Below are 10,033 nucleotides of genomic sequence, written 5' to 3'. Positions count from 1 at the left end.
TCACAGCCAGTGCACCGATACCGAAATCGCCCGTCACCTGCGCGCGGCGCGGGCCCTGCTGGCGCCATCGCGCGCCGAGGGGTTCGGCCTGCCGGTGATCGAGGCGCTGAAGCTGGGCGTGCCGGTGGCGGTGGGCTACGGGGTGAGCGCCGGCGGCCAGGCGGCCCTGATGGGCATGCTGGCCAGCTGCGCCCCCGGGCTCACCGTGGTGAACATCGACAACGGCTACGGGGCCGCCATGGCCGCCCTGCGGATCCTGCAGCTGGAGCGGGCCGGCTGATCAGCCGCCGGGACGCAGGGGGCCCACCGGAGGGGATTCCAGTTCCAGCACGGTCTGGAGCCAGAGGGCCAGGGGACGGGGCAGCCGGCCCTGCTCATAGCGCTCGATGGCCTCGAGCAGGACCGGGGAATTGATCCAGCTGATCCGATGGGGAGGCATCGGCGCCTGCGGCTTCTGACGCGCAGTGTGGGGGAGTGAAGGCCGGCCGGCAAGGCCGCCGGTTCACAGATGCTGCAGGTCGGGGTAGGCCGTGATCACCTGCTCGGTGCTGAGCACCTCACCGGCCCCTTCCGGCTGCCAGATCACCTCGATGGCCAGCAGATCATCCGCGCCGACGGCACCCAGCTTCTGGAGCGAATCACGCAGGTCATCGGCGGTGCCGGCCCCCTTGATGGCCAGGTTGCGCCGGCTGGCCACCAGCAGGGTGACGACGATGAAATCGCTGGCCGCGTCGCTGGCACCGGGGGCCACGGGGGCGGGCTCACTGAAGCGGCGCCCGGACACGTTGGCGGTGAGTTCCCGCTCCAGCTTGCTGCGCTCCTGCATGGAGAGCCGGTTGAAGGTGGACTCGGCGCTGGGGAAGGGCACCTGGCCCACCTCGCCGCTGGCATAGACCCAGAGATCGGGATGGCGCAGCAGCGAGAGGCTCGTTTCCTGCAGCACCCGCTGCAGGCCGCTGCTGCTGGAGGTGTCCGACGTACCGGCCAGTCGCCGCAGATCGTCCTGGAGGTCGCGGGCGGAGGCCAGCAGACCCACCTGGATCTGGGCGATCGAGACCGGCCCATCCGGGCGCGGCCTGTAGGCCAGGTCGGAGCCGGAACCGGCCATGGCCGGACCGCCACCGCGCAGGGCATTGACCACCACGCCAGCCACGGCCATCAGGATCAGGAAACCGAACAGTCCCCCGCCGCCGAAACCGAAGATCGGCACGATGAACGGGAAGCCGATGCCACCGCCCCGATAGCCGCCACCGCTGAATCCGCCCCCATAACCACCGCCACCGCCGTAACTGCGGGGCATGGAGGGGGCCGAGCGGAAGCTGCCGCCGCCGATGCGGCCGCCGCTGGCGGCCTGGGCCGGCGGCGGGGAGGCGATGAGCAGGCCGGCCACCAGCACGGGCACGACCATCAGACCGGCCAGGCGCCGGAGCAAGCGGGAACCCATGGCGTGCGACGTTGCGATGGCAGGAATCTAGGAACCGCCCCCCACGATGGTGACCACTTCCAGCACATCGGATTCCACCACAGCCTGGGCGGGCCAGCGATCCCTGGGCAGGATCTCACCGTTGAACTCCACCACCACCAGACGGGGCTGGTAGCCGAGGGCCACGAGCACGGCATCGAGACACAGGCCCGCGGGGCAGCGGCGCTCTTCCCCGTTGACTCGCAGCAGCAGGTCTGCCGCCCTACCACCGGTCATGCCTCAGCCTCCAGCCCCGCCAGCAGGGTGGCGACCGCGGCGCCGGGGTCGTCGGCGGCCGTGATGGCCCGCACCACCGCCACCCGATCCGCCCCGGCACGGCGCACGGCGGCCAGGTTGCCCGGATCGATGCCTCCGATGGCGAAGAAGGGCAGGGGGCACTCCGCCGCCGCCTGGGTCACGTAGGCCAGCCCCACCGGCTCGCGGCCGGGCTTGGTGGGCGTGGCGTTGACGGGCCCCACCCCCACATAGTCGCAGCCATCGGCGACCGCCTGGTGCAGGTCCTCGAGCCGGTGGGTGCTGCGGCCGATCAGCCGGTCGGGCCCCAGCAGGCGGCGGGCGACGGCCGGCGGCAGGTCGTCCTGGCCGAGGTGGACGCCGTCGGCCCCCACCGCCAGGGCCAGATCGATGCGGTCGTTGATCAGGAACAGGGCGCCATGGCGGTGGCAGAGCTGGCGCAGGGCACCGGCCTGCTCGAAGCGGCCCCGGTCATCCAGGGGGGCGTCGGGTTTGGCGCGGTACTGCACCAGCCGCACCCCCGCCGCCAGGGCGGCGGCCACCACGGCCTCCAGGCCGTCCACCGGGCTGGTGACGAGATACAGATGGCAGCGGCGCAGCAGGGCCCGGCGGCCGTCGCCGTCACGGCCGGCCTGGAGCAGGTCCACCTCCAGGTCGTAGAGGGCGTAGCGGATCGTCGCCGCCTCGGCCGCCAGCTCCGGGTCCTCGAGCCGGCCGAACTCCTCCAGCACCCGCAGGGCCTCCTGCACCCGGCCGGCGTTGGCGGCCAGGACACTGGCGCCGTCCCGCCGTTCGGCCTGGGCCGGATGGGCCAGGCCCGTGGCCGGGTCGCTGGCCGTGTGCCGGGCCAGCTTGTAGGAGGTCCGGTGCAGCAGGCCCAGGCGCTGGCGCAGGTCCTTGGTGCGGGCCACCAGCTCGGGACGGTCCAGGGCGAAGCGGGCCCAGTCCTCCAGCACCCGCAGCCCCTCCCGGGCCCGGTCGAGGTTGGCATCGAGCAGCCGCTCGATGGCGGCCCGCTCGACGGCGGCCCGCTCGACGGCGGCAGGCTCACGGCCGGACAGCGGCGGCGACGGGGCAGGACGCTGCGACGGGACTGGGGGCTGGGGCGTCACCGGACCGGGGCGGGTGAGGCCTCCAGGGTATGGGAGGGCTTCGTCCGCCTGAAGCTCGGGCCAGGGGCGGCAGGCGCCCGTGCCGATGGTCGGAGCCGCTGTCCTGCCCCCTAGGTCGAAGCCTCCCAGGGAGTTCCGAGTGTCCGGCAGAGATCCCCAGCCCGATCGGCATCCAGCTGGATCTGACGGCTGAGGTCCTCGAGGCCGGCGAACCGCTGCTGGCGGCGCAGCAGCCGCAGGGGCTGGACGGTCAGCCGGGCGCTCGTGAGGTCGAGGCTTCGATCCAGCAGGTGCACCTCCACCGCCGAAGGAGCCAGGGGATCCACCGTGGGCTGGGGCCCGAGATTCATCACCGCCGCCATCGGCCCCTCACCGCCGTCGCGCCAGGCCAGGGCCGCATAGACCCCTTCCAGCGGCAGGAACTTGCGTCCGTCCACCGCCAGGTTGGCGGTGGGCCAGCCCAGCTGGCGCCCCAGGCCCCGACCGCTCACCACCTCGCCGCTGAAGCGGTAAGGCCGCTCCAGCAGGCGGGCCGCCTCATCGATGTCGCCGGCCGCCAGGGCCCGCCGGATGCGGCTGCTGCTCACCCGCTCATCCCCGTCCCAGAGCATCGGCACCACCTGCACATCGATGCCGAGGCCGGCACCGATGCGGGCCAGGTCGTCCACATCCCCGCGGCGATCGACCCCGAAGCGGAAGTTGGTGCCCACCGCGATCCGGCGGGCCTGGAGCCTCTCGGCCAGCACCTGGCGCACGAACGGCTCCGGGGTCAGCGCCGCCAGCTCGCGGGTGAAGGGCACCAGCACCAGCTGCTCGATGCCGAGGGGTTCGAGCAGCTCCAGCTTCTCCTCCGGAAGATCCAGACGCAGCCGCGTCTCGCCGTGGAGCACCTCACGGGGATGGGGCCAGAAGCTGACCACCGTGGGCACGACCCGCTCCCGGGCGGCGGCCATGGGCGCGGTGACGGCGGCGATGACGCGGCGGTGCCCCCGATGCAGGCCATCGAAGCTGCCGAGGGCGATGGCGGTGGGGCGCAGGGCGCTGGGGGGGTCGTGAAGCGGGATCAACGGCCTCGGCCCTCGCCGGCTGGATCCTCCCATGCCAAGTTTGGGAGCACCGTTCCCGTCTCCATGGCCGACCAGCTGGACCTGCAGCGCATGGCCGACGCCCTTCGCCGCACGGGCTGGGTGCGCTTCTGGGTCCAGCTGGCCCTCGGGGTGGTGGTGGTGGTGGTGCTGCTGTTCAACAACATCGGCGGCCGCCTGGCGGCCAACTCCTCCCGCGCCCTGGGGCTGGGCCCCGGCCTTTCCCTCACCACCCTCTCGTTCCTGGTTCTGCTCTGGAGTCTGTGGCAATCCTGGCTGGTGGTGCGCTGCGGCCGCGCCCTGGCCAGCCCGGTGCGCCCCAGCCGGGGGGAGACCTCCCGGTTGGTGAAGCGGGGCCTGGTGGCCGATGTGGCCGGGCTCACCCTGGCCTCGGTGGGCTACCAGGCCCTGGCCGGCAGTCTGTTCGTGCAGGCCTCCCAGCAGGTGCCGGGCTTCCTCGGGGCCCAGCTGCAGGCCACCCCCGGCAGCGGCGGGCGGGTGGTGGGGCTGCCGATCACCTCGATCGAGATGCTCTCGGTGCTCAGCAACACGCAGGTGCTGTTCGCCCACGTGCTCGCCCTGATCATCAGCCTCTGGCTGCTGCAGCGGATCTACCGCAGGAGCTGATCGCGGCGCCCCAGCGCCTCGACAGGCGGCAGCGACGCCACCGGACCGCGCCAGAACAGCTCGGGCTGCAGGGGGGTCAGGGAGGGGCCTCCCTGCTGCACCCAGGCCACATCGGTGGGCCACTCGGCCGGACCGGCGCCGGTGCCCTCCAGATCGTCGACCACCTCGCCGGCCAACCAGTAGTAGGTGCGACCGCGGGGGTCGGTGCGTTTCTCGAACTGGTCGATGTAGCGGCGCACCGCCGTGCGGCACCAGCGCAGCGGGGCGAGGTCTGCGGCGGCACGGGGCGGCACGTTGAGATTGAGCAGCAGCCCCTCCGGCCAGCCGGCGGTGTGCATGCGCTCGGCCACATCGAGGGCCAGGCCCGCCGCCGCCTCGAAGCGACGCCAGTGGAAATCGGCGCTGCTCACCGCCAGGGCCGGCAGACCCTCGATCGTGCCCTCCATCGCCGCCGAGACGGTGCCCGAATAGAGCACGTCGGTGCCGAGGTTCGGGCCGTGGTTGATGCCGGAGAGCACCAGGTCCGGTGCCTGATCCAGCAGCCGGAACAGGGCCAGCTTGACGCAGTCGGAGGGTGTGCCGCTGCAGGCCCAGGCGGTGACCCCGGCGGCGAAGAGTTCATCGGCCCGCTCCGCCCGCAGCGGGGTCTGGAGGGTGAGTCCGTGGCCGGTGGCGGAGCGCTCCCGGTCCGGGCAGACCACGGTGACGGTGTGGCCGCGGCCGACAGCCTCGGCCGCCAGGGCCTGGATGCCGTCGGCGAACACCCCGTCGTCGTTGCTGATCAGGATCCGGAGCGGTGCCATCGGCCTCGACCGCGTGGACTGCCGGCAAGTTAGACGCTGCTGCCTACAGTCGCTTCCTTCCCCCGATCCGTGCCGTGAGCGCCACCGTCAGCCTGCAGCAGCTCACCGACCAGCTGGAGCGCCTGGAGGCGGAGGCCGCCGCCGCCATCGCCGCCGCCGAGGACGCCACGGCCCTCGAGGAGCTGCGGGTGGGCCTGCTGGGCAAGAAGGGACGGCTCTCCGGGGTGCTCGGTGCCATGGGCCGGCTGCCCGGCGACGAGCGCCCCCTGGTGGGCCAGCGCGCCAACCGCCTCAAGGACCAGGTGCAGCAGCTACTGGGCGCCCGGCTCGAAGCCGTGCGCAGCGCCGCCATGGCAGAGCGGCTGGAGCGGGAGCGGATCGACGTGACGGCGGGCTGCAGCTACGTGCCGCCGGGCCATCGCCATCCCCTGCAGAGCACGATCGAGGAGATCGTCGACATCTTCGCCGGCCTCGGCTACCGGGTCTCGGAGGGGCCGGAGATCGAGTCCGACCACTACAACTTCACCGCCCTCAACATCCCGGAGCACCACCCGGCCCGGGACATGCAGGACACCTTCTATCTGGGGGGCGACCGGCTGCTGCGCACCCACACCTCCCCGGTGCAGATCCGCCACCTTGAAGCCAACCCCCCGCCGGTGCGGGTGATCGCCCCCGGCCGGGTGTACCGCCGCGATGCGGTGGATGCCACCCACTCGCCGGTGTTCCACCAGGTGGAGGTGCTCGCCCTCGACGAGGGGCTGGACTTCAGCCACCTGCGCGGCACTGTCACCACCTTTCTGCAGCAATTCTTCGGCGACCTGCCGGTGCGATTCCGGGCCAGCTATTTCCCCTTCACCGAGCCCTCCGCCGAGGTGGACGTGCAGTGGCGGGGCCGCTGGCTGGAGGTGATGGGCTGCGGCATGGTGGATCCGGCGGTGCTGGAGGGCCTGGGCATCGATCCGGAACGCTGGAGCGGTTTCGCCGCCGGTCTGGGGGTGGAGCGCTTCTGCATGGTGCGCCACGGCATCGACGACATCCGCCGACTGTTCCACAGCGACCTGCGCTTCCTGGAGCAGTTCTGATCCGCGATGTCCGACAGCGGCCGTTCACCCTGGTCGATCGCCCCTTCCTGATTCAACCGCCTCAGATCGGTGAACTCCTGGGCAGGTCTGCGGCGCGAGCTGCTGGCCCATCCGATAGAAGCGGTGATTGAGGCGACGGGCGGAGCTGTTGACGAGATAGGCCAGAAGAATGGCATCGTCGGTGAACCAGCGCTGGTCGTAGCGGACACGACTGCGATTGCGCATCAGGAAGTCCTTGTTCCCCATGGCGATGTGAGATCTTGTGTTGGCGATGTCCAGGCTGGGGAGGGGGGCCTCCTCCACCATCGCCAGCAGCCCGTTGACCTGACCCAGCGTATCGAGACAGAGATGTTCGTAAAGGTTGATGCGGTGGGGGATGGAGGGGTCGGCAGCCAGGTATCTCAACCACTTGGTATTGGCATGGCTCCAGTAGTTCATCGAACGGAAGGCTGAGAGCAGCCCCTTGCTCCCACTCTTGCGCTTCATCGAAGCCGTGAAGCTTCGCACATCCTTTGTCACGAGGATGAGTCCGAATCGATCCTGGCCGGCGGCTTCGCTCCGCAGGGCCGTGCGAAGGGCGTCCAGGGCTTCCACCGACTTGGACGAGTCCGTCACCAGCACATCATCCCCAAGATGATGCCGAATGAATCGTATCAATTGGGCATATTTCTCGACCAGAGGAAGATCTGAGTTCAAACCATTGAGATGGCTGAGCTGTCCCCAGAATGAACAGTCCTCCCAGTCACGGCCACAGGAGCAGCGACGTACATCGTCGTGATCTCCCCAGGCACGCAGATAGGCCTGCATGTGGGAGGGAGAAAAGAAGGAGGCGATCTCTCCCAGGCTGAGGCTGCGGGGATGGCTGCTCAACAACTGCTCGGTGAGAGTGGTTCCGCTGTGCTCAAGACCACCGATGTAAAGAAGCTTCACCGGCAGCAGCCAACTAGACGCAGTCACCGGATATTAACGCCGTCGCATTGCCTGCAACCATGCCGGTACCGAAGACAAAGCGTGACTCCCCGGGACAGCGCATGGGGCCTTGGAAGCCGGCAGACCATACCCCCAGCACCGCTTCCGTCTTCACCCTTCGCGATCGCTTCGCGCCTTGATCAGGCCTGCCTCCCCGACGTTGCTGACCGTGGCTGAGGAGCATCGTTCTCCTAGAGTCCGATGGCCATTCAGCCTGCGATCGGTGCCCCGGGTCGGACTGATCGTCAACGACGGCAAGGATCTGGCGATCAGCACCGCCGACCTGATCGAGAAACGGCTGACCGCCGCCGGGCTGGAGGTGGCACGGGTGAGCAGCTCCGGTGGCGTGGTGGGTTTCGCCAACCCCGACCAGCACCTGCGCTCCCGGGGCTACGCCGCCTGCGTGCCCGCAAGCTTCGACGAGGAGATGGCCCTGGCCCTGGTGCTGGGGGGGGACGGCACCGTCCTCTCCGCCGCGCGCCAGACCGCCCCGATCGGGGTGCCGATCCTGACGATCAACACCGGCCACCTGGGTTTCCTGGCCGAGGCCTACCTCAAGGATCTGGACCAGGCCCTGGCCCAGGTGGTGGCCGGGGAATGGACCGTGGAGGAGCGTTCCATGCTCGTGGTGAGCGTGATGCGGGGGGAGCAGCGGCGCTGGGAGGTGCTCTGTCTCAACGAGATGGCCCTGCACCGGGAGCCGCTCACCAGCATGTGCCACTTCGAGATCGCCATCGGCCGCCACGCCCCCGTGGACATCGCCGCCGACGGGGTGATCCTCTCCTCCCCCACCGGCTCCACCGCCTACGCCCTCAGCGCCGGAGGGCCGGTGATCACCCCCGACTGTCCGGTGCTGCAGCTGACACCGATCGCCGCCCACTCCCTGGCCTCCCGGGCCCTGGTGTTCAGCGATCAGGAGCCGGTGACCGTGTTCCCCGCCACCCCGGAGCGGCTGATGATGGTGGTCGACGGCAGCGCCGGCTGTTACGTCTGGCCCGAGGACCGGGTGCTGGTGCGACGCAGCGAACACCCGGTGCGCTTCGTGCGGCTGGCCGACCACGAATTCTTCCAGGTGCTGCGCAACAAGCTGGGCTGGGGCCTGCCCCATGTGGCCAAGCCCTCCAGCAGCCACGCCGACGCCCCGCTGTGACCACGCCCCCACCACCGACCGTGGTGCTGCTGGTGGGCCCGGAGGCCGTCGGTCTGGCGCCGCGGCTGGAGGTCTCCGGCTACCGGCCGCTGCTGCAGGAGTCCGGGGAGGACCTCCCCGCCGCCGTGGTCCTGTCGCCCGGCAGCGAAGAGCGGATCCCGGAGCTGCGCCGCCGGCTGGGGGCCCGCCCGCTGCTGCTCGGCATCACCAGCGACAGCGTCGAGAGCCGCAGCCGCTGCCTGGAGTGGGGCGCGGATGATCTCTGGCTGCCCAGCCTGGGCACGAGCGACCTGCTCACCCGGCTGCGGCTGCACCTCGGCTTCGCCCGGCGCCAGGCGCCCGCGCCGGTGTCCACCCTGCTGAAGGTGGCGGATCTGCGCGTCGACCCGGTGGCCTGCCAGAGCTGGCGTGGTCAGCGCCAGCTCAGCCTGACGGCCCGGGAGTACCAGCTGCTGCAGCTGCTGCTGCGTCACAAGGGATCGGTGGTGAGCCGGGAGCAGATCCTTGAGGAGATCTGGGCCGACCAGGGCGGCGGCGCCAGCAACGTGATCGAGGTCTACGTGCGCTACCTGCGCCAGAAACTGGAGCAGAACGGGGAACCGCGGCTGATCCACACCGTGCGGGGTCGGGGCTACTGCCTCGGTGACGGGCGGCCCCCGGTGGGGCCCGTGCCATGAGCCGTTCCCTGCTCCGGAGCCTCACCATCGCCGGCGTCCTCGGGCTGATCGGCTGCGGGCCGGGCCTGAGCCAGGGCCCGCCCCAGTTCCTGCCGATCACCGCCGAGTGGTGCCTGGAGGGGCCGCCGCCGGAGCGCTGCATCCAGCTGGAGGTGCCCCGGGGCGAGCGCCAATACGCGATGGGGCTGCAGATGCGCCCGCCCCTGCCCCACCTGCGTGGCATGTGGTTCCCCTACGCCCCCCCCACCGTGGCCCGGTTCTGGATGCACCGCACGCCCGAACCCCTGGACATGCTGTTCATCCGCGACGGCCGGGTGGCCGCCGTGGAGACGGACGTTCCCCCCTGCATGAACCTGCCCTGCCCCAGCTACGGCCCCGACACGCCGGTGGACGGGGTGCTGGAACTGGCCGCCGGCCAGGCCGCCGTGCTCGGCATCAGCGTGGGCACCCCGGTGCGGATCACCCCGCTGCCGGGCGCACCCCCTTCAGGACCAGCACCGGATTGAGGGGCGCCAGGCGTGTGCCCTCCGCCAGGGGGGCGCCGCGCCAGGCCTGGATCTGGCTGACCGTCACCCCCATGCCGGCCTGCTCCAGCTGGGGCCTGAGCTGGGCCAGGGCTTCGACCGTGGCCAGGGGCAGAACCACCACCCCGCCGGGCCGCAGCCGGTCCAGCACCGCCTCCAGCACCTCGCGCCGGTCCCGGCCGCCACCGCCGATCAGCAACCGGTCGGGATCGGGCAGGGGGCCCAGGGCAGCCGGGGCCTCCCCCTCCAGCACCGCAGCGGGCCCTGGCCCTTATACAAATCTCCGA

Annotated in this window: 13 protein-coding genes and 1 pseudogene; 6 read left to right on the top strand and 8 right to left on the bottom strand. The window is 71.1% G+C overall.

Annotated features, from left to right (window positions below; genetic code table 11):
- Positions 1 to 280: glycosyltransferase (locus tag VB737_RS03675; RefSeq protein ID WP_500311233.1), on the top strand; the 280-nt coding region annotated here is incomplete at its 5' end.
- On the opposite strand, the gene VB737_RS03670 is transcribed toward VB737_RS03675, so the two are convergent.
- The 5 genes from VB737_RS03670 to VB737_RS03650 all read right to left on the bottom strand — a co-directional run bounded on the left by VB737_RS03670 (position 281) and on the right by VB737_RS03650 (position 3,896).
- On the bottom strand, positions 281 to 439 hold the full coding sequence (locus tag VB737_RS03670; protein WP_500311231.1) for a hypothetical protein: 159 nt from the start codon (positions 437 to 439) through the stop codon (positions 281 to 283).
- Positions 440 to 502: 63 nt separating this feature from the next.
- Positions 503 to 1,444 (bottom strand): DUF1517 domain-containing protein, encoded by a 942-nt coding sequence (locus tag VB737_RS03665; protein WP_500311229.1) that lies wholly within the window; start codon positions 1,442 to 1,444, stop codon positions 503 to 505.
- Between the two features lie 27 nt (positions 1,445 to 1,471).
- Positions 1,472 to 1,699: a sulfur carrier protein ThiS gene (thiS, locus tag VB737_RS03660; RefSeq protein ID WP_500311227.1), complete on the bottom strand. Its 228-nt coding sequence runs from the start codon at positions 1,697 to 1,699 to the stop codon at positions 1,472 to 1,474.
- Positions 1,696 to 2,778 carry a thiamine phosphate synthase gene (locus VB737_RS03655; RefSeq protein ID WP_500311235.1) on the bottom strand — a complete coding sequence of 361 codons (1,083 nt, stop codon included), beginning with the start codon at positions 2,776 to 2,778 and terminating at the stop codon, positions 1,696 to 1,698. The genes thiS and VB737_RS03655 overlap by 4 nt, the downstream gene beginning before the upstream one ends.
- A 161-nt stretch (positions 2,779 to 2,939) precedes the next feature.
- Positions 2,940 to 3,896, bottom strand: coding sequence for a bifunctional riboflavin kinase/FAD synthetase (locus VB737_RS03650; protein WP_500311225.1), 957 nt, complete (start codon positions 3,894 to 3,896; stop codon positions 2,940 to 2,942).
- 63 nt (positions 3,897 to 3,959) lie between these two features.
- Between VB737_RS03650 and VB737_RS03645 the strand changes: the two genes are divergently transcribed.
- The gene (locus VB737_RS03645) at positions 3,960 to 4,541 is read left to right on the top strand and encodes a DUF3611 family protein (RefSeq protein WP_190544732.1); all 582 of its coding nucleotides are present in this window, start codon (positions 3,960 to 3,962) and stop codon (positions 4,539 to 4,541) included.
- Here the strand turns inward: VB737_RS03645 and surE are convergent.
- A complete protein-coding gene (gene surE, locus VB737_RS03640; RefSeq protein WP_500311222.1) occupies positions 4,526 to 5,344 on the bottom strand; it encodes a 5'/3'-nucleotidase SurE in 819 nt (272 codons plus the stop codon). The genes VB737_RS03645 and surE overlap by 16 nt on opposite strands.
- A gap of 74 nt (positions 5,345 to 5,418) precedes the next feature.
- Here surE and pheS point away from each other — a divergent pair, with 74 nt between their 5' ends.
- Positions 5,419 to 6,426, top strand: coding sequence for a phenylalanine--tRNA ligase subunit alpha (gene pheS / locus VB737_RS03635; protein ID WP_500311220.1), 1,008 nt, complete (start codon positions 5,419 to 5,421; stop codon positions 6,424 to 6,426).
- A gap of 24 nt (positions 6,427 to 6,450) precedes the next feature.
- Here the strand turns inward: pheS and VB737_RS03630 are convergent, their stop codons facing one another.
- Positions 6,451 to 7,356 carry a sulfotransferase gene (locus VB737_RS03630; protein WP_500311218.1) on the bottom strand — a complete coding sequence of 302 codons (906 nt, stop codon included), beginning with the start codon at positions 7,354 to 7,356 and terminating at the stop codon, positions 6,451 to 6,453.
- Between the two features lie 262 nt (positions 7,357 to 7,618).
- Between VB737_RS03630 and VB737_RS03625 the strand changes: the two genes are divergently transcribed.
- From VB737_RS03625 to VB737_RS03615, 3 genes are read left to right on the top strand one after another with little or no spacing between them, the layout of a single operon-like run.
- A complete protein-coding gene (locus tag VB737_RS03625) occupies positions 7,619 to 8,545 on the top strand; it encodes an NAD(+) kinase (RefSeq protein ID WP_500311216.1) in 927 nt (308 codons plus the stop codon).
- Positions 8,542 to 9,222 (top strand): winged helix-turn-helix transcriptional regulator, encoded by a 681-nt coding sequence (locus VB737_RS03620; RefSeq protein WP_500311214.1) that lies wholly within the window; start codon positions 8,542 to 8,544, stop codon positions 9,220 to 9,222. Before VB737_RS03625 ends, VB737_RS03620 begins: the two co-directional genes overlap by 4 nt.
- Positions 9,219 to 9,728: a DUF192 domain-containing protein gene (locus tag VB737_RS03615; protein WP_500311213.1), complete on the top strand. Its 510-nt coding sequence runs from the start codon at positions 9,219 to 9,221 to the stop codon at positions 9,726 to 9,728. Before VB737_RS03620 ends, VB737_RS03615 begins: the two co-directional genes overlap by 4 nt.
- Here VB737_RS03615 and VB737_RS03610 read toward each other — a convergent pair.
- Positions 9,682 to 10,017: pseudogene (locus VB737_RS03610) on the bottom strand (bifunctional cobalt-precorrin-7 (C(5))-methyltransferase/cobalt-precorrin-6B (C(15))-methyltransferase); the annotation flags it as partial. The gene VB737_RS03615 and the pseudogene VB737_RS03610 overlap by 47 nt on opposite strands.
- Positions 10,018 to 10,033 lie beyond the last annotated feature (16 nt).

The organism is Synechococcus sp. BA-120 BA3, from assembly GCF_034931285.1.
Taxonomy (GTDB): Bacteria; Cyanobacteriota; Cyanobacteriia; order PCC-6307; family Cyanobiaceae; genus Cyanobium.
Note: the sequence above shows the minus strand (reverse complement) of the source record. Positions and strands in the feature narration are given on the sequence as shown.

Excerpts from the sequence above, each read along its gene's own strand:
- VB737_RS03670 (WP_500311231.1), bottom strand. The coding sequence starts at position 439 with ATGCCTCCCCATCGGATCAGCTGGATCAATTCCCCGGTCCTGCTCGAG.
- VB737_RS03645 (WP_190544732.1), top strand. The coding sequence starts at position 3,960 with ATGGCCGACCAGCTGGACCTGCAGCGCATGGCCGACGCCCTTCGCCGC.
- surE (WP_500311222.1), bottom strand. The coding sequence starts at position 5,344 with ATGGCACCGCTCCGGATCCTGATCAGCAACGACGACGGGGTGTTCGCC.
- VB737_RS03665 (WP_500311229.1), bottom strand. The coding sequence starts at position 1,444 with ATGGGTTCCCGCTTGCTCCGGCGCCTGGCCGGTCTGATGGTCGTGCCC.
- VB737_RS03615 (WP_500311213.1), top strand. The coding sequence starts at position 9,219 with ATGAGCCGTTCCCTGCTCCGGAGCCTCACCATCGCCGGCGTCCTCGGG.
- thiS (WP_500311227.1), bottom strand. The coding sequence starts at position 1,699 with ATGACCGGTGGTAGGGCGGCAGACCTGCTGCTGCGAGTCAACGGGGAA.